The organism is Leptospira sp. B5-022 (genome assembly GCF_000347035.1).
In the GTDB taxonomy this organism is placed as follows: domain Bacteria; phylum Spirochaetota; class Leptospiria; order Leptospirales; family Leptospiraceae; genus Leptospira_B; species Leptospira_B cinconiae.
In genome coordinates this window covers 204770-228511 of sequence record NZ_ANIJ01000006.1, presented here as the reverse complement: position 1 = coordinate 228511, position 23742 = coordinate 204770, and the positions used below count along the sequence as shown (strand labels likewise).

General features: G+C 42.5%; 19 protein-coding genes. 6 read left to right on the top strand and 13 right to left on the bottom strand.

Features of this window, described 5'->3' with window-relative positions:
* Positions 1-82: 82 nt before the first annotated feature.
* Entirely contained in the window at positions 83-1390 is a 1308-nt protein-coding gene (gene asnS, locus LEP1GSC192_RS01625; RefSeq protein WP_020768017.1) for an asparagine--tRNA ligase, read from the bottom strand.
* Between the two features lie 80 nt (positions 1391-1470).
* On the opposite strand from asnS, the gene folD reads away from it, so the two are divergent.
* From folD to LEP1GSC192_RS01600, 5 genes are all read left to right on the top strand, one after another.
* Positions 1471-2325 (top strand): bifunctional methylenetetrahydrofolate dehydrogenase/methenyltetrahydrofolate cyclohydrolase FolD, encoded by an 855-nt coding sequence (folD, locus tag LEP1GSC192_RS01620; protein WP_020768509.1) that lies wholly within the window; start codon positions 1471-1473, stop codon positions 2323-2325.
* A 16-nt stretch (positions 2326-2341) separates the two neighbouring features.
* Positions 2342-3307 (top strand): acetylxylan esterase, encoded by a 966-nt coding sequence (locus LEP1GSC192_RS01615; RefSeq protein WP_020768434.1) that lies wholly within the window; start codon positions 2342-2344, stop codon positions 3305-3307.
* Positions 3304-4713: a cysteine--tRNA ligase gene (cysS, locus tag LEP1GSC192_RS01610; RefSeq protein ID WP_020768074.1), complete on the top strand. Its 1410-nt coding sequence runs from the start codon at positions 3304-3306 to the stop codon at positions 4711-4713. The genes LEP1GSC192_RS01615 and cysS overlap by 4 nt, the downstream gene beginning before the upstream one ends.
* Entirely contained in the window at positions 4710-5453 is a 744-nt protein-coding gene (rlmB, locus tag LEP1GSC192_RS01605) for a 23S rRNA (guanosine(2251)-2'-O)-methyltransferase RlmB (protein ID WP_020768056.1), read from the top strand. Before cysS ends, rlmB begins: the two co-directional genes overlap by 4 nt.
* 365 nt (positions 5454-5818) lie before the next feature.
* A complete protein-coding gene (locus tag LEP1GSC192_RS01600; protein ID WP_020768286.1) occupies positions 5819-6796 on the top strand; it encodes an alpha/beta hydrolase in 978 nt (325 codons plus the stop codon).
* Between the two features lie 247 nt (positions 6797-7043).
* Here LEP1GSC192_RS01600 and hisF read toward each other — a convergent pair whose 3' ends face one another.
* From hisF to hisD, 10 genes are read right to left on the bottom strand one after another with little or no spacing between them, the layout of a single operon-like run.
* A complete protein-coding gene (hisF, locus tag LEP1GSC192_RS01595; RefSeq protein WP_020768165.1) occupies positions 7044-7811 on the bottom strand; it encodes an imidazole glycerol phosphate synthase subunit HisF in 768 nt (255 codons plus the stop codon).
* Positions 7808-9268, bottom strand: coding sequence for an Asp-tRNA(Asn)/Glu-tRNA(Gln) amidotransferase subunit GatA (gene gatA, locus LEP1GSC192_RS01590; protein WP_020768395.1), 1461 nt, complete (start codon positions 9266-9268; stop codon positions 7808-7810). Before gatA ends, hisF begins: the two co-directional genes overlap by 4 nt.
* Positions 9265-9555, bottom strand: coding sequence for an Asp-tRNA(Asn)/Glu-tRNA(Gln) amidotransferase subunit GatC (gene gatC / locus LEP1GSC192_RS01585; protein ID WP_020768448.1), 291 nt, complete (start codon positions 9553-9555; stop codon positions 9265-9267). The genes gatA and gatC overlap by 4 nt, the downstream gene beginning before the upstream one ends.
* Before the next feature lie 24 nt (positions 9556-9579).
* Positions 9580-10995, bottom strand: a complete 1416-nt coding sequence (locus LEP1GSC192_RS01580) for an undecaprenyl-phosphate glucose phosphotransferase (RefSeq protein ID WP_036088660.1) — start codon at positions 10993-10995, stop codon at positions 9580-9582.
* Position 10996: 1 nt separating this feature from the next.
* On the bottom strand, positions 10997-13942 hold the full coding sequence (locus tag LEP1GSC192_RS01575) for an LPS-assembly protein LptD (protein ID WP_020768010.1): 2946 nt from the start codon (positions 13940-13942) through the stop codon (positions 10997-10999).
* 29 nt (positions 13943-13971) lie between these two features.
* A complete protein-coding gene (locus LEP1GSC192_RS01570) occupies positions 13972-14817 on the bottom strand; it encodes an undecaprenyl-diphosphate phosphatase (RefSeq protein WP_036088658.1) in 846 nt (281 codons plus the stop codon).
* A gap of 20 nt (positions 14818-14837) precedes the next feature.
* Positions 14838-15578: a lipoprotein LipL31 gene (locus tag LEP1GSC192_RS01565; protein WP_020768097.1), complete on the bottom strand. Its 741-nt coding sequence runs from the start codon at positions 15576-15578 to the stop codon at positions 14838-14840.
* Between the two features lie 50 nt (positions 15579-15628).
* Complete coding sequence (gene mfd / locus LEP1GSC192_RS01560; protein WP_020768460.1) at positions 15629-19066, bottom strand: transcription-repair coupling factor; 3438 nt, start codon at positions 19064-19066, stop codon at positions 15629-15631.
* A gap of 6 nt (positions 19067-19072) precedes the next feature.
* Positions 19073-19924, bottom strand: coding sequence for a pantoate--beta-alanine ligase (gene panC, locus LEP1GSC192_RS01555; RefSeq protein ID WP_020768264.1), 852 nt, complete (start codon positions 19922-19924; stop codon positions 19073-19075).
* The gene (gene hisD, locus LEP1GSC192_RS01550) at positions 19921-21213 is read right to left on the bottom strand and encodes a histidinol dehydrogenase (RefSeq protein WP_020768328.1); all 1293 of its coding nucleotides are present in this window, start codon (positions 21211-21213) and stop codon (positions 19921-19923) included. Before hisD ends, panC begins: the two co-directional genes overlap by 4 nt.
* Before the next feature lie 64 nt (positions 21214-21277).
* Between hisD and LEP1GSC192_RS01545 the strand changes: the two genes are divergently transcribed.
* Positions 21278-22051, top strand: coding sequence for an exodeoxyribonuclease III (locus tag LEP1GSC192_RS01545; protein WP_020768159.1), 774 nt, complete (start codon positions 21278-21280; stop codon positions 22049-22051).
* Between the two features lie 3 nt (positions 22052-22054).
* On the opposite strand, the gene LEP1GSC192_RS01540 is transcribed toward LEP1GSC192_RS01545, so the two are convergent.
* Positions 22055-22426, bottom strand: coding sequence for a hypothetical protein (locus tag LEP1GSC192_RS01540; RefSeq protein ID WP_020768313.1), 372 nt, complete (start codon positions 22424-22426; stop codon positions 22055-22057).
* 146 nt (positions 22427-22572) lie between these two features.
* A complete protein-coding gene (locus tag LEP1GSC192_RS01535) occupies positions 22573-23613 on the bottom strand; it encodes a diguanylate cyclase (RefSeq protein WP_020768498.1) in 1041 nt (346 codons plus the stop codon).
* Positions 23614-23742 lie beyond the last annotated feature (129 nt).

Here is a 23742-nt window from a genome sequence, read left to right as displayed (position 1 = left end):
ATGTTTCGCATGGAGACACAGAGTTCACGGAGTTAAAAAAGTAAGCTCTTTGTTCTTTGTAAGCTCTATGCGAAATTAGTCCTTAAGGATACAACCTTTCCATCATTCGAGGGAAAGGGATACATTCCCGGACATGCTGTAGTCCGCAGATCCAAGCGATCAATCTTTCCGTCCCGAGCCCGAAACCTGAATGGGGAACGGAGCCGTATTTTCTCAATTCCAAGTACCATTCATAAGATTCCACAGGAAGGTTTTCTTCTTCTAACCTTTTAGTGATATTTTCGTAACTTTCTTCTCTTTCCGAACCGCCGATGATCTCCCCTACTCCGTCTGGAGCGATCAGATCCGCGTTAAGCACCGTTCTTGGATCCTCCGGGTTGACTTTCATATAGAACGCTTTCGCTTCTCTAGGATATTTTTGGATAAAAACGGGGCCGCCGAATTTTTGGCAAAGCATCTGTTCTCTTTCGGAATTGATATCGTCCCCCCAAACTATATCTTCTTTCTGGGATTGTAGGTATTCCAAGGCTTCCGTGTAATCTATCAATGCGAAAGGTTTGGAAATATAATCTAGTAAAGAAGAAGGATCCCTTTCCAAAACTTTCAGTTCCGGACCACAGGCGGCTACAGTTTCTCGGATCACTGTTTTTACAAAATTTTCCTGTAATTTTAAGTTTTCTGCATGTGTTAAAAATGCGGTTTCAGCTTCCACCATCCAGAATTCCGTCAAATGTCGTCTGGTCTTACTCTTCTCCGCTCGGAATGTAGGTCCGTAACAGTACACTTTGTTATGGGCGAATATGGCAGTTTCCAAGTATAATTGTCCCGTTTGAGCGAGATAGGCATTTCCAAGATCGAAGTATTCGGTGGAGAATAACGTACCGGCCGATTCTCCGATCGAACCTGTTAATATGGGAGTATCGATTAAGGTAAATTGATTATCATGAAAATACTTCCGGATCTGGTAAGAAAGTTCGCTTCTTACTTTTATAATGGCAAGCTGCTTACTGGAACGTAACCATAGATGTCTTTGGGAAAGTAGGAAGTCGATCCCATGTTCTTTGGGTGTAATCGGATAATTTTCCGATTCCCCCACCTTCTTGAAGGAAGAAAGTACAAGTTCGTACCCGATGGGAGACTTTTCATTCTCCACTAATTTGCCGACTACCTCGACGGAAGTTTCCTGCTTTAGGTGTTTGATCTCGGAGAACAGATCTTCTCCCAAAATCTCTTTTTCTGCGAGTACTTGCAGTATCTTTCCGGAATTTCTCAGACTTAAAAATTGTCTGGCGTTAGATCCTCTCAAACCGTGGACCCAACCTTGGATCCGTACGGTTTGATTTACATGTTCCGGCAAACGATTTAGATCAATGGTGGAAACTTCGGACATGATCCTATTTTAAGCATTCTACCCGACTGAAAAGGATTATTTTCGGATGACATCGGGACCGGAAGCTAAATCCTGAACCCATGACCGCGATTTTACTGGATGGCAAAAAACTTTCCCAAAAAATAAAAGATTCAATCGCCGAAGAGATCAAAACTCTCACGGCTTCCGGAAAAAAGCCCCCGAAACTCGCAACGATCCTGGTCGGGAATGATCCGGCTTCTGAAACGTATGTGAATATGAAAGTCAAGTCCTGCCATGCGGTAGGGATGATCTCCGAAAAGATCGAACTTCCGGAAACTACTACAACCGAGGAATTACTTGCTGTCATAGATAGATTGAACGCGGATCCCAACACTCACGGAATTCTTTTACAACACCCTTCTCCGCCTCAGATAGATGAAAGAGCAGCATTCGATCGGATCGCTTTACATAAGGATGTAGACGGGGTTACTACATTGTCATTCGGCAAATTGTCCATGGGAGTGGAAACCTATCTTCCGTGCACGCCCTACGGTATGGTCCTTTTACTAAAAGAATACGGGATTGACCCCGCAGGAAAAAGAGCCGTGGTGGTCGGTCGTTCTCCTATTTTGGGAAAACCGATGGCGATGCTTCTAACAGAAATGAACGCGACCGTTACTCTTTGCCATTCCAAAACCAAAAATTTGCCTGAGATCGTATCCCAGGCGGATATCGTTGTTGGCGCGGTAGGAAAGCCTGAGTTTATCAAAGCGGATTGGATCAAACCGGGCGCAGTATTATTGGATGCAGGCTATAATCCAGGAAACGTAGGAGACATCGAAATTTCCAGAGCATGGGAAAAATCCTCTTATTACACTCCTGTTCCGGGTGGTGTAGGACCTATGACAATTTCAGTCCTTCTACTCCAGACTTTGTATTCCGCAAAAGATCACTTTACACCCCCGTTGAAATGAAAACGATGTAACTCTGATGGCTATCAGTTTCGACGAGTGCTTCCAGACATATCCTCCGTTCTCTCCTCCCGCAGATTTGGACGATTTTTGGGCGGAGTCGATCCGTGAACTTAAAGGGTTTCCTGTTAAAAACCAAACCAAGGCTCTTCTCAAAGGGACCATTTTAAAAGAAACCATTTACGATATTTCTTTCCAATCTTACGGGAACGCAACGCTTACAGGCAGTTTGGTGATCCCCCGAAAGCGAGGGGATCTTCCCGTTCTCGTCTATTTCCACGATTATGCAAAAGACAGACCCCAGATCATTAAGGGACTGACGGAAGCAGGAGTGGCCCAACTGATCCTGGACCTCCGAGGTCACGGAACTCAACTAATCCGTCCAGTTTTGAAGGAAGGCGAGATCCCGGATCCGGATTGGACTCCAGGATATTATAGAAAAGGATTAGAAGCCAAGGAATCCTTCTTTCTAAAAGCAAATTACTTGGATGTGATCCGCACGATCGAATTTTTAAGGCTCACAGACGGTATAGATGGCGATAAGATCATTTTGGCCGGAAAAGGGATCGGAGCTTCAATGGCTTTGTTCGGGGCCGCAAATTCACCTAGAGTCAAAGCTCTTATATTAGAAACTCCTAATTTTTGCCACGTGGACGACACTCAACTGAAATTAGGAACAAGCTGGTCCAAAGAAATTTCGGAACAGATCTCCAACTCTAAATCCAAAAAGGCCCAACTTAAAAAAAATCTTTCTTACTTTGATAGTTTGAATTTTTCCAAAAAGATCAAGATTCCAACTTTAGTTTCCGTCGGAATGGAAGATAAAGTCTCTCACCCTAAATCCGTTTTTGCATTATTCAATCACCTGGTTTGCGATAAAAGAATGCAGGTTTATCCTACGGAAGGAAACGAAGCGGGGATCGCGGGGGACAAACAGAATTTGGCCAATCTGGAATTTGCGAAAGAGATCCTGTTCCCTGAATGAAAGAGATCCGTTTCCATAACTCTCTCAGCGGAAACAAAGAAGTATTCCGCCCGGAATTTCCGGACAGAGTTAGAGTATATTCCTGCGGACCTACGGTTTATAACTTCGCACATTTGGGAAATTTGCGAGCATTCCTATTCGTGGATCTTCTTAGAAGAGCCTTAGTTGCATTCGGTTATAAGCCGGATATGACCATGAATATCACCGATATCGACGACAAAATCATTCGTGAATCTTTAGCCCAAGGGAAAGGTATCAGAGAATTCACCGAACCATGGGTCAAAGCGTTCCAAGAAGATTTAGAATCTTTGAATATTCAAAAGTTGGAACATTACCCTAGAGCCACCGATTCTATCCCTTCCATGGTGGAGATCATAAAACATCTTCAGGCCCAAGGACTTGTGTACGAAAAAGACGGAAGTTTGTATTATTCCATCTCCAAGTTCAAAAATTACGGAAAACTTTCCAAAATAGACGTAAGCGGTATGAAAACGGGGACACGTTACGATACCGACGAATATGACAAAGACGATGTAAGAGATTTCGTTCTTTGGAAATTCCCGAAACAAAAGGGAGAACCTTCTTGGGAGACCGAGATAGGCTCCGGAAGACCAGGCTGGCATTTGGAATGTTCTGCCATGGTGCGTGATGTTTACGGCTCCGGAGTGGATATCCATACCGGAGGTGTGGATCTCACCTTCCCTCATCATGAAAATGAGATCGCTCAGAGCGAAGGAGCTTATCCGGAAGAATCTTTCGTAAAATATTGGCTTCACTCCGAACATCTACTCGTAAACGGAGAAAAGATGGCCAAGTCCAAGGGCAACTTTTTCACCCTAAGGGATTTGATAAAAGAAGGTGCGGAACCGCGTAATATCCGCTTCCTTCTACTCTCCGCACATTATAGAAGCAAATTAAACTTCACAAAAGAAAGATTAGAAGAAGCGGCCGGGTCCGTTTCAAAGATCCAAAACTGTATCAATCGATTATTAGAAGAATTATCTAAATTAGGAAAAGTATTCCAACCTCAGGGAAAAGCCGAAGTCGCTTCCTGGGAGGAATTTTTAGATAGCCTCGCAGACGATCTGAATATTTCCAAATTTTTAGCATCCGTTTTTGAATTAGTAAAAGATTCCAACCAATACTTGGATCAAAATTCTCCGAACGAGAATGATATCCTCAAAAGACTAGAATTATTCTATAAAATAGATTCCATCTTAGGGGTTCTTAGTTTCGAGAGAAAAGTGGAAGTTTTGGACTCCGAGATAGACGAACTTGTTAGACAAAGACAGGAAGCACGCAAAAACAAAAACTTTGCGGAAGCCGATAGACTCAGAGACAAACTGAACGAATTAGGAATTGTAATCGAAGACACAAAAGAAGGTCTTCGCTGGAAGAGAAAATGAGCCGCCAGGATTATATCTACGGAAGAAGAAATATCCGAGAAATTCTGGAGCGACATATTGAAAGAGGTTCCGAACTCCCCTTCCAAGAAATTTGGCTGACTTCCGGAGCCAAAAAAGAACTAGAAGATATTTTCTCCGATTTAGGGGAGAAACTTCTTATCAAAGAAGCTTCTCCCAGTAAGTTAGACAAAATGGCTCCAGGTGTGAATCACCAAGGAGTACTTGCACTCCGGATCCAACTCCACTCCGGAGATAAAAAATCGTTCGATTCACATCTGGAAAACTGCAAGGGACCGATCCTGGTTTTGGACCGGATCCAAGATCCGGGCAACCTGGGAAATATTTTGAGAACGGCAGAATGTTTCGGAGTAGAAACAGTCCTTATACCTGAAAGGGATTCCTCCGGAATCACTCCTGCGGTGGAAAAAGTAGCGTCAGGTGCCCTCGCCTATCTTAACGTTTTTAAAGTCGGGAACCTGGCACAAATATTAGAAAAACTGCAAAAACGAAATTTCTGGGTGGTTTCCACTTCCGATAAAGGTACGGAAGATTGGTCCAAGATCCCCGCTTGGGAAGAACTCGTGATCCTGATGGGAAATGAAGGAGAAGGTCTAAAAAGGATCTTAATGGAAAAATCCGACTTTACGGTCCGTATTCCCCTTCACGGTCATATTTCCTCTTTAAATGTGACAGTCGCCACCGGGATTGTACTCGATCGTTTGAAAAACCGACCAAAGTAAATCTTACTCAAACATTTATTTCCTTTTTGTTACGATGGAAAGAGAAAGTTTAGATCAAATTCTAGCTTGCGATTTTTGAGGATCAGTAACAGACTTTCTATAATATCTTCTGCGATGTCTTGAAGGAACTCCAACATGACGTTTTCCGGAAATTTGGATTATATCGAATGAAAAGATTTTTATCTTTCTGAACTCTGTTCTTATTTTTTACACTTCTATCTTTCGGAAATTGCGATTATTTACAGGACAGGCTTACTCCTCCCGATAACAAATCATTAGCGGATCAAATTAAAGATTATATCATTTCTGCATATTTTGCGGAACAGAACCACGCATTATATAAATTTTCTACGGTCTTCCCGGATATGGCAGTGGGAAGCCTTTCTCCCCTGTATTTTCAAGATCCTTATTTTCAGCGAGATAATTCTAAAGCAAAAATCATACTTATCCATGGTTGGGATTTTGCGGAAAGGCAAACGGATCTTCCTACCGATTTTAATAAAAAAGTGGCAAACCTACTTGGCACTTGGAACCAAGGCCTCGCGTTCATCACTCAGACCACCGATCTACCCGGCGGTTATAGCAGTAGTGTGTATGATACATTCGAAATTTATGTTTTTACGTATAGAACTTCCGATTATATTCAAGTGAACGGAAGAAGATTCATCGACTCTCTAAATGCAGCATTCACATCTTCCGACAAAGTGGTAGTTGTGGCTCACTCAATGGGAGGTCTTGTTTCGAGAGCGGCAGTCCAACATGCAAATAATACTAAGAATGTGATAGATCATATAGTCACTTTAGGAACTCCATATTACGGATCTCCGTATTCTTCACCTCAATACACGGGAGATTTAACCGCCATCGGAACAATTATTAAATTTATGACGGACACTCCCGGCGGACAAGGACTTGCGTATACCAACGGGATTAGTGCAGGCGTGGATCCAATCTCTCCTACGATTGTAGACGGAACGAACCAAGCATTTAACTTCTTCTTAGAAAGTATGATCGCAAATACTTCCAGAGACTCCATTACAACCGTTTACGGCGGGGATATGGGTGCTGGAAATTGCGGTGGTGCCGATCATGCAGGTACATATCAAGCTGCTTGTACAGTGATCACAAATGGGAATCCGGTCTTTGCTAGCTCAGACGGGATTGTACCTTTAGCCTCCGCATTGTTGAATAATAGGGCCGGAACAGAACACACTGTAACCGATATGGATCATTCCCAAATGTCATTTAGGAATGAAGGTGGAACAGGAGGCGGACTCACAAAAGTAAAAACACATTTTAATAATGTATTCGCTGAAGTGCTTACAATTGTGAACGGACTGTAAAAAACCGAAGGAAAGATCGATTCCTAAGTTCGAATTTTTTAAGTGCTGCGAGGTAACTTCTTGTGCATGTTGGAATTCCAACGCGTGTGGAGTCGACGGCCCCCACCCGAACTTTGGGTGGCGGGGAGTGGCTCGTGGGAAGATTGCACATCCGCCTCTATATCAAAATATTCTTAAATTAGCAAGTCAGTTTCGCATGTTCAATGAGAGGAATGTAGATTCTGAATTCCTCTTCGCCTATTGATCTTCAGAGTCTGACCTTGATCCCCATTTCTCTCATATTTTCTTTTGTTTCTTGGATAGTAAATTCCCCAAAATGAAAAATGGATGCCGCAAGAACTGCGTCAGCCTTTCCTCTGAGTATCGCTTCCACCATATGTTCCGGATTTCCGGCACCACCGCTTGCTATAATAGGAATTTCTAAATTAGAAGAAAATAATTTTAGTAATTGGATATCGAATCCTTTTTTAGTCCCGTCCCTATCCATGGAAGTGAGCAATATTTCTCCTGCACCTCTATCCTGGGCTTCTTGTCCCCAGTCTAAGGCGTCTCTTCCCGTCTCTGTTCTTCCACCGTGCAGGAATACTTCGTATCTTTGTCTATCAGGATGAAATTTTACATCTACTGCGCATACGATACATTGGGAACCGTAAATTTCCGCGGCTGCTCGAAGTAGATCCGGATTTTGGAATGCGGCAGTATTTATGGAAACTTTGTCGGCGCCCTTTTCCAAAACCGCTTTCACATCATCTAAGGTGCGAATTCCTCCGCCCACTGTGAATGGGATAAATATCCTTTCCGCAACTGCTTCTACTAAATGAATTAAGATGTCTCTTTTATCGCTGGAAGCAGTGATGTCTAAGAAACATAACTCGTCAGCGAGATTTTTTTCGTAAACCACGGCAGATTCGACAGGATCTCCCGCGTCTACCAGGTTTACAAAATTCACTCCTTTGACTACCCTACCGTCTTTTATATCCAGGCAGGGAATAATTCTCGCGGTAAGTTCACTCATTTGATCTTTTCGGGCAATTCTACTTTAGAAGCCCAGTCGGAGATCATTTTAGCAAAACCGAATATTTTATTTTCATGTAAAGCAGGAGCGGTGATCTGTAAACCGATCGGAAGTCCTTTTGAATCCGTACCGATAGGGACAGACATAGCAGGAACTCCGGCCAAGTTCACGGAAGTTGTAAGAATATCCGCCTTATACATTTGGATCGGATCGGAAGTTTTTTCTCCCACTTTGAAAGCAGTCGTAGGAGAAGTAGGCTGAAGGATCAGATCCACTTTCGAAAAATAACCTTCGTATTCTTTTTTGATCAAAACTCTGGCTTTCTGAGCTCTTCCATAATAGGCATCGTAGTATCCGGCGGATAAGGAGAATGTTCCGAGTAAAATCCTTCTCTGGACTTCTTTACCAAAACCTTCGCTTCTAGTTGTGACGTATAGATCTTCCAGTTTACCGTTCGGGTCCTTTCTTTGTCCGAAACGGATTCCATCGAATCTGGAGAGATTGGAAGAACATTCCGCAGTTGCAATGATATAATAGATAGGAATGGAATTGGAAAGAAGAGAAAAATCCAGCTCTACAAGCTGAGCTCCCTTGGACTCCAACTCAGACAAAAGAGATTCGTAAGCCTTTGCAACATCCGGCTCAATCTCAGAAGTGATCTTCATCTTACCTATTTTCAATCCTTTCCAAGGAAGTTCTTTCACATTAGAAGGATCGAATGCTGGAATATTTTTAGAAGTAGCGTCCCGCTGATCTTTTCCGGAAATCACAGAATATACATCGATGATCCCGTCTATGTCCTTTGACAAAGGACCGATCTGATCTAAGCTAGATGCATAAGCTACAAGCCCATATCTGGAAACTGTTCCATAAGTCGGTTTTAAACCGTAGATCCCGCAAAGAGATGCAGGCTGTCTAACGGATCCACCGGTATCCGAACCCAATGCTACCGGAACGAAGGAAGCCGCAACGGCAGCAGCAGACCCGCCGGAAGATCCCCCAGGGATCCTTGTTGTATCGAAAGGATTTTTAGTAATTTGATACGCGGAGTTTTCCGTGGAGGAACCCATCGCAAACTCGTCCATATTGGCCCTTGGAATGAGAACAAACCCTTTTGCTAAAAGTTTTTCGATCGCAGTCGCATGAAAAGGAGAGCGATAGTTTTCCAAAATTTTAGAAGCACAAGAAGTGATCGTGTTCTCTATACAGATATTGTCCTTCACTCCGATCGGAATACCGTCGAATTCGGAAAGAGGTTTACCTAATTTTCTTCTTTCGGTGCTTTCAGCTGCGGCCTTCAAGATACTTTCTTTTTCCCAAGAAAGAAATGCCTTAATTTTAGAGTCTTCCGCTTCTATACGAGCGACAAGAGACTCGATCAATTCCATAGGAGTAAATTCCCCGGAATTTAAACCTTTTTTAATATCGGAATATTTTAATTTCCAAAGTTCTTTCATGTTTCGATCACCTTTGGGACCACGAAGTATCCGTTTTGGAAACTCGGCGCGAAGGATTCTATCTGAGAGCGGCTTAGGCCCTCTTGCGCTTTATCTACACGAAGAGAATTTCCTTCGTTCGGATATAAGTCCTCGTCGGATACGGAACTCACATTTAACTCAGTGATCGTATCCACATAATTCAGCACCTTATTAAAATCCGTAAGGAAGTTTTGGATATCCTTCGGATCTATTTTGAGCCTAGATAACTCTGCGATTTTTTGAAGGGATTCTTCGTTTAGGTTCACGGCCTTCGTTCTCCTTTTTTTCCCTTAATAGGCATTTTTATCCATCACACCTTTTAAAGGTGTGAGAAGGATGATTTTAATATCCAACCAAAGAGACCAGTTTTCTATATAGTAGATATCTGCATCGATCCTTTCATCGATGGAAGTGTCTCCTCTCAGACCTTTGACTTGCGCAAGACCGGTAATACCTGCTTTAACCGCATGCCTTCTCATATAATGCCTATGATCCGTTTTGAATTTTTCGACAAAATGAGGTCTTTCGGGTCTTGGACCCACTACAGACATATCTCCTAAAAGCACATTAAAAAACTGAGGTATTTCGTCAAGGGAGGTCTTGCGCAGTATCTTACCAATCCCGGTCACCCGTGGATCATTTTGGACCGTCCATGTAGTCTCGGATTGTGACTTGGTTTGAACGACCATACTTCTGAACTTGATCATCTTAAAACTTTTATTGTCTAAGCCGACCCTCTCCTGATAATAAAAGACGGGGCCTTTTGAGCTTAATTTGATGAGAAGAGCAATGATCAAAAATACGGGTGAAAAAAGTATAATAAAGAAAAGAGAAAATAGAATATCGAAACTTCTTTTGATGAACCGATTATAACCTAATCGTACGGGAATGTTTCGAATAGAAATGACCGGAAGACCGTCCATCTCATCCACTCTTCCCTTTGCCTTGATAAACTCTTGGAAGCCGGGAATTACTTTTAAATCGATACCTTCCGTATCGCAAGCATCCAATACCGCTTCCAGACAATCCCCTTCCGCATTATTCAATGCATAGACAACTAGGTCCGGTTTAACCTCGGATAAAACCTTTTCTATCTTATCGGTTTTTCCGACTAACTTCATATCCTTTCGAATGGCCTTCGTGTTTCCGGAACTTACATAACCGACGATTTGATATCCATAGATCTGATGCCTTTGTACAGAATCAGCAAAACGTAGCGCAGTTTCTCTAGTTCCAATCACAAGAACCCTGCGTAAATTGTAACCTTTACTTCTAAGATATCGTAAGAATTGGCGGGCGAGAAGGTGAAGAAGCCCGATAGAAAAAATATTGGTCCCGGCAAAAACTAAAATGAAAGAACGAGAAAATCTTTCGCTACCGAAATCTCCTCGGAAGAAGAATAACATAGACAATACGAATAGTAAATTTAAGAACACACCCCCGAAGATCGCTAGGAACTCATCCAAAAAGGAGAGTCCACGTCTCGGATGATACAGATCTATAAATAAAAAAACGATTACTTGAGAAACGGAAAGAACGGAACCCAATATAAAATAACTTTCCAGATCTATATAAGATCTATCCACTCCCGTTGGATCTCCAACATAGAAACGGAGAAGGAATGCAAATACACAACTTCCCAAGGAGAAGATCAGGTCCAAGAAGACGAATAATAATTTAAAAGTTTGGCTTCTCTCTTTCAACATACTATTCCGAATCGACTCCTTCCGTATAACCTGCCCTAAACGGACGTTTTCTAAACCTGAATAGACGTATTCTGGAAAGCTGGGAAGAATCTTCCTGACCCAAACTGAAATCCGTTAAAGATATGGAAAAAAATATGGATTGATCATAGAAAGTCACCTGACTCGCTCCGGTTGTACCGCCAGGCACGGACCTTAGATCACTACTTAGACCCAATCTAAAATTCATTGTATGCAGATTGTATTTTAAGACTGCCATCGCACGATTGACGTTCATAGCGGTTGTTTGTCTCGCTTGGGTACCGTTTATTCCGGAACCGTTGATAATATCCTGACCTAAATTTGTAGGATTCATATTCATAGAAGTGAACGGCGAAGTAGGGTCCGTATTCAAAATATATCGTTGATAATAATAATTATCGGTTTGATTTGTATATCTCCAAGGTTCCGTGACTCTAGAATCTATCTCCGCCTCAAACCCGAATTCTCTAGTAATATCTATACTTGCCTTGGCATAGATCCTATAATTATCCATCATAGAAGCGTAATAGATATGGTACCATGTCCCACCTACTTCCAATTCACGGATATATCTTAGGAAAGGAAGGCGAAATCCCCCCATCTTATAAGAAAGAGTGAAATTATTGGACAAAGGACGATGCAAAGGAGTATGATACACAAAATCGTTATTAAAGAACAAGCCGGTGTAAAAACTTCTTTTTCTTTCCAAAAGAGTTCTCTTTCTTTTGCTGAATCCTTCCAAGAAATCGATGTATCCTGCAAAACGAAAAACGGTATAATACCACCTTTCCTGACTTGTAGGCTGAGGTTGGTATTCGTCCGAAAATGTCCGAAGGTCTCTTATCGTCCTTAGAGAGATTTCAAAATTTTCCAAAGCATAACTTTCTAAAGAAAATTCCATCTCATGTTGTCGGTTTTTCATGAGAATTGGATCTTGTAAGTCCGGCTTCTCCGCTTCTAACTTACGATACGTAGTATTAAAGAATAGGATCGGAGCACCGATTCTTAGATTGGTATTTGTCCTGAAATATTGGTAACTGTCCCTGGCTAAACTTCTTTCCAAGGAAGTAAAATTCGTGGAAACGGTATCGGTATTTCCCGCCGGCAACTGAGCGGATTGTTTTTTAGCTCCATAATAAACACTCGGGGCCAAGGACACATAACTTCCAAAGTTCATAGAAGTCCTAAAACCGGTTTCCCCCTGTAAATAGTTCTGGGTCCTGAGAAGATTTTCCCTATAATCTCCGTTCGGATTTTCGTAATTTCCATCGGAAGTAGGAATCTTCAATTTTTCCTGCGTCGGAACTCCGTAAAATCTCATCAATGTATTCGTTAAATACACATCCCAATACACGGGAGTCTCAAAATAAGGAAGCCTTGTAATCTCGGAACTATTCTTGATCGTAACGGATGGAAGAACGTCCACCGTAGGAAAATAGCCGGATTTGTTCAAAGGAGAAAGGTTATAGAAGAGCATATTTCTCTTCATATTGATATTTACCGAAAGATCTCCCCTATTCTCGGTATAGTCCAATTTCCATTCCAAATTATTGCGAATATAACCGTAACGAACGTCTCGAAAAGTATACAATGACTGCAAACTATTGCTTGGCTGGTATCTATTTCCGTATTCGTATTCGAATAAACGGTTCGTAAAATTCTCATATTGAACGGATAAGTTTCTAGTAACGTCCTTCTCCGTGTTATTCATTTTAGAATTTAAGAATATTCTACCCTTCCACCATGGATCTTTATCTTCTCCTATATTCGGGATATTGGTTCCCCAATAATTCCCCTTATCCACCTGGTTTGTGACTGCGCTTGTGCCGAGACCGTAATTGGCAAATCTATCCTCGAAACCGGAAGTGATCTGGTAAGCTTTATGGTTTGCATAACCGATATCTATTAAATAGTTGAGATGTGTGCTTTGCTTCCACATCTCCATTTGAAAGGCTTGCCCCGTTTTTTCATAAAAGTCCGCTCGGAATTTATATCCCATAGGAGTCCAGGACCAAGTTGGGATCGTAGACCATTGTAAAGAGTTCTGAATGAATAATCCTTGGGTATTATTTTTACCCGCTTGAGTAGTCCAACCGTTGCCTAAATTATTATTATAGAAGAATGGAAGCCAGAATACCGTAGTACCTCCGACTTGGAATTTAACGTTAGTTCCTATAACCGTCCGATCCTGGTATAGCACCACCTTATCCACTTTAAAAGAATAATGAGGCTTCTCCGCGTTACATGATGTGAAGTATCCCATTTCCAACATGTAACGTTTATCATCTAATTTTTTTACCTTCTCCCCGAAAAAGTAGGCGGGAGCAACCGTTCCTTTGGTATTATAGACCACACCCTTATCCAATCTATAGTCATAAATGAATTTATCTCCGGTGATCTTTGCCCTTCCATCCTCGTATTTGATCCCGCCTTCCGCATAGACCTCTTGGCGGTCCGAATCCACGGAAATTGTCTCCGCTTCCAAACTTCCGCTCTTCAATTTAATACGAACCCGACCTCGTAAGACCAAAACCCCGCCCTTGGTCTGATCCACTCGCATAAGTTCGCCTTCTGCGGCGTTCTCGATTACCATAGGTAGATCTTTTTTAGCAGTTCCGGCTAACGCGGAAAAATCGGGCTTATTGTCTTCCTTTTCCCCTAAAGCGGCTTTTAATCTTTTACGTCTGGTATAGATGGAACCTTCCCTGGAAAGACCTAGGTTTTCCAACTGCTCGTCAACTTCCCTTTCACTTAGGACTTCGATGGATCTATTTAAAAGGCGGTTTCTAGTCTTAACGACTGATCTTTGGGTATCGTCTTCCGAGTTCGTATCACCCGCCTGCCCCCTAGGCCCTAGGTCGACCGGTTGCCCCCATATTAGGTTAGGCAAAAAAAGTAAAATTAGACAATTTCGGATCCAGGGGCGCATTCCGATCTAAGCCACACTATCGTGTTGGGTCAGCCCTGCATCACTATTTTATAGAAGGTAAGCACTGAGATCCCAAGAAGTATCCGATACCAGCCGAACCCGTTAAAGGAATGAGTCCGCAAATATCTTAAAAACCATTTGATCACTAAAAAACAAAGTAGGAAGGAAAGAACAAAACCCAAGCTTAGGATCGGTAGATTCTCCCAATTTAACACCGCCCTATGTTTGAATAATTTATAGGCACCCGCTAAGAACAAAACCGGAACCGCTACGAAGAAGGAAAACTCCGCGGAACTTCTGGTATCCTTTCCTAAAAATCTGGCGGTAACGATAGTCGCTCCGGATCTAGAAACACCCGGGATCAAAGCTAAACATTGGAAGATACCGATCACTACTGCGTCCTGTATCCCGATAGGCTCGCTTGTTTTTATCTTTTCTCTTTTTTTGAACCAAAACTCTGAGGCTAAGATCAGGATTCCTCCTATAAACCAAGCCCATCCTAAAATCGCCAAGATGTCTTCTCTACCCTTGATCTTATCCAAAAACCCTCTGAACAAGAATCCCGCAGCCATAATCGGTAAAAATCCGATCGTAACTTTGGTTAAAAAAAGGAATCCTTCCTTGTTATCTTCTTTGCGGAGAAGGTAACGTACTGCCAATCTTCCCTGTTCTAAAAACTTCACACGGTATATAACAAGAACCGAAAGGATAGCACCACTCTGGATGAATATATCGAATAAGTCGTCGAAATCCGCTCCCTCCGAAAAAGGATAGAAGTTCGAGAATAAGAAAAGGTGCCCTGTGGAGGACACCGGTAAAAATTCCGTAATCGCTTCAATTACGCTACGGAAGATTGCGTTTAGATATGAATTCAAATCGTTGAAAAAATTCTTTTTTACTTAGTAGATTCCGGCGCCGGTGTAGGAGCACTAGCCTCCGGTGCCTTGGTCTCCTCAGCTTTAGAACCTTCTTCCTTGTTCAGTTCAGGAAAGCTGAACTCTTTATCCAGGTATTTTTCCAGATCGAACTTATCGTTATGTTTGATCGCGACAGTTTCCTTAATTCTATCCAGAACGGACTTGTAAACTTCTTCGGATTTTCTTCCCTTGATCTGAGCTCTTGCAGCATCGTAACATTGTTCCAAAGTTAAGGACTCTGCTTGTTTGTATTTAGCACGAAGTTCTTGGCAACCTTCGTTCAATTCCTGCTCGGTGATCTTAATTCTGGACTCGATCTGCTCGGCTATATACATTCCGTAGATCAACTGCATCTCTTGGAACTTTAAGATTTCTTTAATATCGGATCTTTTGCTGAAACCACTTTTGTCTGCGGCGGCTTTTACTACCATCATCTCGTGATAACGATCGAAAAACTTTCTTTTTCTGAACTCGTTCCTAAGCTGCAGAAAGCTTTGTGGAACTTTACTTTCTTCTTCGGTCAAAAATTTGATTACGTTCTTTTTTTCGATATTTTGAGTGCGGCTTAAAGTATCCAAAGCCGTGTCAAAAGCGCTTTCAAAACCTGCAGTAGTGATCTTATTACCGTCGATGGACTCGATGACAGGAGTCCCGTCCCCGCAATATGCGAAAGAGAAAAAAGATAAGAGTAAAGTGAGGGAGAAATATAGCCGTTTCATCTGTGTTGGAATTCCTACGCAAAAAATAGGAGAACCGGGCCTGGCGTCCATTACTTTTTGTCTGGCAACATTTCCGTTAAGAAGTAAACAAGTTTCACAAGTTTGTCCTTTTGGTTGGCTTTCCCGGGAACATATATAAGAACATTCGGTTCTCTAGGATTCATAGTAAGACCCATCCGCGCGGAAATCAAGTTTACGATTTTGTCATAACTGCCGAGGAAATGTGTTCCTAATTTTAGGCGGATTTCCTCCCCTAACTCGGATACGGATTCGAAACCTAAAACCGAAGCGAGGGTACGGATTTTTTCCAACATAAGAAAAGTTTTTGCCTCTTCCGGAGGTTCACCGAAACGGTCGGTCATTTCCCTGGTGACTTCTTCAATTTCATCCAGATCTCTTGCGCCTTCAAATCGTTTATAAAATTCTATTTTCTGTCTTGTGTCCGGAATGTATGACTCAGGAATGAAGAAGTTGGAATCCAAATTGATAGCGGTCCGCACTTCGATCTTAACTTCTTCTCCTTTGATCCTCGCAATTGCTTCTTCCAACATCTGCACATACAGATCGAAGCCCACTTCCATAATATCGCCGGACTGTTCTTTGCCTAAAAGGTTTCCCGCACCTCGGATCTCCAAGTCTCTCATTGCGACCTTGAATCCGGAACCGAGTTCTTGGTATTCGTAGATCGTGTTCAGACGTTTTTCCGCATCTTCCGTCACCACTCTATCCTTAGGAAGAAGAAGGTAGGCGAATGCTTTTCTGTCGCTTCTTCCCACTCTGCCTCGGATCTGATACAATTGGGAAAGTCCGAACAGATCCGCTCTTTTTACGATCAGAGTATTCACATTCGGGATATCAATTCCGGATTCAATAATGGTAGTTGTGACCAAAATATCGAATTTACGAGCGTAAAAATCCACGAGAGTTTCTTCGATCTCATCCTCGGTCATTTGTCCGTGAAGCACCCCGATGGAAGCCTCCGGCACGATCTCGTTTAATTTTTTAGTCTCTTGTTCGATGGATTCTACTCTATTATAAAGATAGAATACTTGTCCCTCTCTGGCAAGTTCCGTGCGGATCGCATCTCTTAAGACATCCTCGTCCTCTTCGATCACATAGGTTTCCACACTTTGTCTGTTTTTAGGAGGGGTCGCTATGATAGAAAGTTCCCGGATCCCGGTTAAAGCCATATGAAGAGTTCGCGGTATCGGAGTCGCGGTCAAGGTCAGAACATCCACAAGATTTTTGATTTTCTTAATGGATTCCTTATGGTTCACTCCGAACCTTTGTTCTTCGTCTATGATTAGAAGTCCCAGATTTTTAGGTTGGACGGAATTTGCAAGGACCGCATGGGTTCCTATCAGCATATCCACTTTTCCGGAGGAAAAACGTTTCAGAACATCGCGAGTTTCCGCAGCAGTCCTAAGCCGAGAGACTAATTCCACAGTGATCGGATAGTTCTCGAATCTTTTCTTCATATTATTATAATGTTGTAAAGCGAGGATCGTGGTAGGTGCAAGCATCAGGATCTGTTTGCCTGCCATTGCCACCTTGAATGCCGCCCGGATGGCAACTTCCGTTTTTCCGTAACCCACATCTCCGCAGATCAATCGATCCATAGGTCTTGCGGACTCTAGATCTTTTTTAACGGCTTCTATCGCTTCTATTTGATCCGGAGTTTCCTCGTATTCGAATTCCGCTTCGAACTCCTCCTGGTAGATCGTATCCGGAGGGAAAGCATATCCCTGAAGTTTGATCCTGTTGGAATACATATGAACCAGATCTTCCGCGAGACCCTCGACCGCTTTTTGAACACGATCTTTTGTTTTTTTCCAGGTGCTTTTCCCTAAGCTATCTAGTCTTGGCCTTTCGGTTCCGCCTACGAATCTTTGGACGAGAGAGATCTGGTCCAAAGGAACGAATAACGTGTCACCGCCGTAATATTCTAATTTTAAAAAATCCCTCTCTTTTCCGCCGGCATTGACCCTTTCTATTTTGAGGAATTTTCCGACTCCATGATTTACATGCACCACGAAGTCCCCTTCCTTCAGATCCAGGAAACTTTGGATGGCCTTGCTACTTTGTTTTTTGAATCTTGTCTTACGTTTGTATTCCCTACCGAATACGTCGTTCTCCGATAAGAACAGAAGTTTCTCCTCTTCCCATACAAAACCGTTCCGTATTTCGGAAACTGCAAGATAGACTTCTTCCTTGGATTTATTAGGAAGAAGGATCGGCTCGGGCTCGGTTGCTTCCGGATTTAATAAACGAATTCCTTCCGATTCAAAAAGTCCTAAAAGTCTTTGTGTTTGGGCCTCGAATGAAGAAGTAAGAATGATCTTCCACCCGCCTTCCGTTTTTAATTCCCCGATTTTTTCCCGGACCTCTCTAATCTTCCCCTTAAAAGAAGGTGCCTGATGTAAAGGACAAACCAGATCTTCCGGTTTACCTGGTGGAAGTTGAGTAAATTTAATACCGCTTACATTTTCTAAAAGTTCGGATTCTTCCTTATCTCTTAAAAGAAAAGAAGGAGGAGCACATAAGATCTCTTTACTTCTTTTTTCGTAAAGTGCATCGTATTCTCTCAAAAGATGGGAATATCTTTCTTTTACTCCGTTCGGATCGGGAAAGATCAATCCGGGTTTTGATTTAAAAAAAGATAATATTCCCTTATTCTCCCGGACCATAGGAATAAGTTCCTCGTAATAGGTCCCGCCTGAATCGTCCGGGATCTCAGGTAAATGCAAAGACTTATCCGCATTCGTAATAAGATTTCGATATTGTTCTTTTTGGGAATCCGTTAGAATAAACTCGTCTGCAGGAAGTAAAAACGCCTCTTCCAAATTTTCCAACGACCTTTGCGTTTCCGGATCGAATGTGCGAATGGATTCCACCTCGTCCCCGAAAAAATCGATCCGGATCGGATCCGCGGAAAAGGAGGAAAACACATCCAGGATCCCGCCCTTCAAACTGAACTCGCCGAATGCCTGGCACATGTCCACTCGATGATAGCCTAAACGGACAAGTTCTCTCATTAAGTTTTCGGGTTCGATCTCTTGGTTTATTTTTACCGACAAGGATCTTTCTTTCAGAGCGGAAGGTTCCGGAATAGTTTTTAAAAAACCGGAAACGGACGTGAATACTAAAACTTTTTCCCCCGACAATATACGAGCGAGAGCCTGTATCCTCTCTCTTTTCATTTCCTGAGGATAACGCATGTATTCGTAAGGCAAAACTTCCTGGCCCGGAAGATAACAAACCTGATCCGGCTCTAGATAACTTAAACTTTCTCTAAATAAAAACTCGGATTCGGTATTTGTAGGAGAGATTACGATCTTAGAATTCTTTTGAGACTGGAAAATAACGGAAGAAAGAAGAGAATGCACCGAACCAGGAACGGAAGAAACTTTAATATTCTCCTTTGCGGAAGAAAAAAGATCTTCCAAAGATTTTTTCCAATCGCCCTGAATGGAAACCGATTTAGCCATATTCTATTAAGATACCTTAACGGTAAGATTATCGATCAATCTAACCTGACCCAAAAAGGCGGCAACGGCAAGAAGCACTTCCCCTTTTAGAATAGGAAGTTCTTCTAATGTATTTGCGTCCAAAACTTCCAAATAATCCGTTTGTATTTTAGAAGAAGAATCCAGAACATCCCTCATAACAGTCAGAACTTCGGAAGGATCTTTTTCTCCCTGTTTGATCAGGCTCTCTCCCAAACGTAATGCGCGGATGAGTAATAACGCTTCTTCTTTTTCCGAATCGATCAAACGTGCATTTCTAGAACTTAATGCCAAACCTTCCGCAGAGCGAACCGTATCCACTCCAATAATCTCCATTGGAAAACCGAGGGCTTTTACAAAATCTTTTACGATCAAATATTGCTGGTAGTCCTTCTTACCGAAATAAGAACGATCCGCAGGAATTGTATGGAATAAACGGGAAAGTACCAGAAGTACACCTTCAAAATGACCGGGTCGAGTTGTCGCATCCAGATTTTTCATCAAATGAGGAATGCGTAATTCGACTTTCGGAATTCCGCCCGGATACATGGTATCCTTGTCCGGCAAATAAACAAGATCGACTCCGGATGATTTACAAATTTCTAAATCACCTTCGGTATTGACCGGATATTTTACATAATCTTCCGGATCGTTAAATTGTGCGGGATTTACAAAAATAGAAACGACTGTTTTGGAATTTTCGCCGGAAGAGCGGACGAATAGATTTGCATGCCCCTCATGTAAAAAACCCATGGTAGGAGCATAACCCACGGAAAGTTTTTCGGACTTCCAGGAGAGTATTTGGTCTCTGACCTCGTTTGGATCTTTGGATACGATCATGGTTTGCCGTTTTGAGAAAGTCTTACCTTCACTGAATTTCCATGTTCCTCATCCAAACCTTCGAATTCGGAGAGGGCTTTTACATACGGATATAAACTTTCCAAAGAGTCCCTAGTCACTTCCTGATAGGTCACTCTTTTTAAAAACGTAAGAACTCCTAAGGAAGAAAAGATCCTACTCCCCCCTGCCGTCGGAAGGATATGATTTGTGCCGCTGATATAATCCCCCATAGCCACAGGAGAATAAGGGCCCAAGAAGACGGAACCGGCATGTTTGACCTTTTTGAATAATTCCCGATAATTTCTGGTTTGGATCTCCAAATGTTCCGGAGCATATAAATTGGAGAAGTTTACACATTCCTCTAAATTCGAAAAAACTAATATCCAACTTTCGTTCTCTATAGAGGCTCTTTTGATAGATTCCCTTTTCGGTCTTTCTTTTAATGCCTTATCGATTTCTTCCGAAACTTTTTTGGCAAATTCCATGGAATCGGTACATAGTATAGCCGCCGAATCTTCTCCATGTTCTGCTTGGGATAGTAGATCTGCCGCTACCCAATTCGGATTTGCGAAAATATCCGCGATCACAAGAACTTCACTCGGACCTGCAGGACTATCGATCCCAATCACACCTTGTCCGCTCAACAGAACTTTAGCAGCGGTCACATATTTGTTGCCAGGCCCAATCACAAATTCGGAACGAGGAATGGTTTCGGTCCCGTACGAGGCGGCTGCAATTCCTTGGGCGCCGCCTACGGTTACGATCGCATCGGCCCCGGCAATTTTAGCGGCAGCATACAATCCGTCCGGAATCCCTTCTTTTTGGGGAGGTGTGACGATCTGAATATGTTTTACACCGGCGATCTTTGCAGGGATGACTCCCATCAGAATGGTGGAAGGATATAATGCTTTTCCACCGGGAGCGTATACGGTCACCGACTCGATTGGAGTATAACGAATTCCTAATGTATTTCCGGAGACATTCACATCCAGGTCGGCAGGTATTTGGGCCTTATGGAATGTTTCAATATTCTCCTTAGCTTTTTCCAATGCGGAAACCAACTCCGGGTCCGCTTTTCCTTTCCATTCTGAAACAGGATATACCAATTTTTCAGGTTTTAACCCGTCGAATTTTTGGGTGAGCTCATAGACTGCCTTATCCCCGCCCACTCTCACCTGATCCAAAATGGGACGTACCAGGGCCAAAGTATCGTTTAAGTCCTGCTTTGCTCTCTGGAGAATGGGTTCTAAGGAAAAATCCAACCCTACTTCCCTGATACGAATGCTCATACGGACATTTTTTTTCTTTGCCCGGACTTAGCATCCCGAAAATCCTGGGAACTCCTGAACATATATGAAAGTTTTCTGTCTGAACTGCAATGGAATCCGATCCGCCTGGGGCAAAGGCCTTGGGGATGTCATCACCACCGAAAAACCAGATTTTGTCTGCTTCCAAGAAACAAAAGCACAACCGGACCAACTCAGTTCTGAAATTTGGGAAAAACTGGGATACAAGGCATACTTCCATTCTGCGGAAAAGAAGGGATATTCCGGAGTTTCCCTTTGGACGAAACAGGAACCTAAAAAAGTAACGTATGGACTAGGCCTCGATGAATTTGATAAAGAAGGAAGAAGTGTCCTAGCGGAATTCGATTCCTACGCCATCTGGACCGTTTACTTTCCATCCGGAACCACGGGTGATGTGAGACAAGCTGCGAAGATGAGATTCTTGGATGAATTCCTAAAAATTTCCGCAAAGTTAAAAAAGAAACATTCTAACCTGATCCTTTGCGGGGATGTGAATATCGCTCATACCGAAATGGATATACACGATCCGAAAGGAAATGCAAAAAATAGCGGCTTTCTTCCGGAAGAAAGGGCCTGGGTGACTAAATTTCTTTCCACGGGTTGGGTGGACAGTTTTAGGGAATTATATCCGAGTAAGCAGGAATACACTTGGTGGACATTTCGAGCGGGAGCAAGAGGGAATAACAAAGGATGGAGAATCGATTACTTTTTCGTGACTCCGGAACTCAAATCCAAACTGAAAAACCTTACAGTCAAAAAAGATCCGATCCTTTCCGATCATGCAGCGATGATCTTAGAAGTGGATCTTCCTAAAAAATAAGGATCACTTTTTTTTAGGAAGAGTTAGATCTATCTTTGGAAGATTTTTCTTTAAAAATTCTGAAAGTTCCGATTCGAATACCAAAACAGTATCCGTGATCCTTTCGGAAGATTTAGATTTCACAACTCTCTTATCCAAAAGTTTTCCAGAAAACAATAAGGGTTCCTTCCAAAACGGAACGCGGATCTCGATTACAGCGTTGCTACCCTCAGGATCGGGATGAAAACGATCTAAGGTAAAGCTAAGCGCCGTGCCTTCGATGCCCTCCCAAGTTGCTTGGAAGTCCCCGGAAGAAGAATGCACCTGCACCGGAACCTTCACGGTTTCAAAAAACCTGTTTTTGAATTCCTGTACTATTTTATCCAATATAACCATTTCTATCTCTATATATCGTTTAGTAAGTTATAAGACTTAGTGCGATGCAAACAAATTTCCAATTTTGGAAAAAAAATGCAGGAGATTCATTACAATTCGGGAAAAAAAGAGGAAATAAGACCCCAATCCGGCCTAAACCCAAGGGTTTATTCTTTATAGACAGTACTTCTATTTCGTCCGCCTTCTTTGGATTTATAGAGAGCCTTATCCGCCTCTTCTAAAAACTTTTTACTTTCTTTATCTTTTCCGGACATACGAGTGCTGATCCCGATACTTACGGACACGAACTCGGAAGTTGGGGAACCTTCATGGGGGATCTTCAATTCTTGCACGCGAGTCCGAATATTTTCAGCAACGATAAGAGCCTTTTCAGAATCCGTTTCCGGCAAGATCACGGCAAACTCTTCTCCGCCGTAACGAGCAGGAAAATCTCCCGCTCGCCTCGCAGTATTTTTTAGGACCCCCGCAACCTGACGAATACATTCATCACCCGCTTGGTGGCCGTAGGTATCGTTAAACTTTTTAAAATAATCTATATCCAGTAAAAGTAACGAGATAGGTTTTTCGGAACGGCAGGCTCTTTTCCACTCGACTTCCAATATCTCGTCAAAAAATCTTCTGTTCCAAATTCCGGAAAGACCATCCGTCCTAGAAACCCTGAGCAAAGTTCGGTACGCTTCCGAAAGTTTATCCGTGATCTCTTCCAGATCTCTTTCTCGTTGTTTTCTTTGAAGCATCTCATGCCGAAGTCTCAGAGTAGAACGGACCCTTGCTCTAAGCTCATGAGCATCAAAAGGTTTCGTAACGTAATCGATTGCACCTAATTCAAATGCTGATTCTAAAGTTTGGGTATCGTGGATCGCAGTGATGATAATAACGGGTAGATCCGAAAATTCTTCTTTAGAACCTAAGCTGCGAAGAATGTCCAAGCCGTTCATTCCTCCCGGAAGAAGAATGTCTAAAAGCAAAAGTGAGATCTCTTTTTTGTTTTCCGGGTTTCCTTGCAGACCTAACCATTCCAATGCGGTCTCAGGAGATTGAGTGGAAATCACATTTCCGTATCCTGCTTTTTTAAGGATCCTCTCCACCAAAAAGCAGTTTTCGGGAGCATCGTCCAGAATAAGAATTGTATCCGATTCTCCGATCGCTGCAGATAAGTCGCTTTTTTCTTTCGCGGGTCCGAACATTTTAACCGGTTTAATTCATCCGACGAGTCATTTCAGTTTGAGCAACTTTAGCGGGAAGAATTTTCCAAACCTATTCCAAAAGTTCCGAAAAGAAAGCGGTTTTTTTTGCGGATTTCAACCTATTTTAGG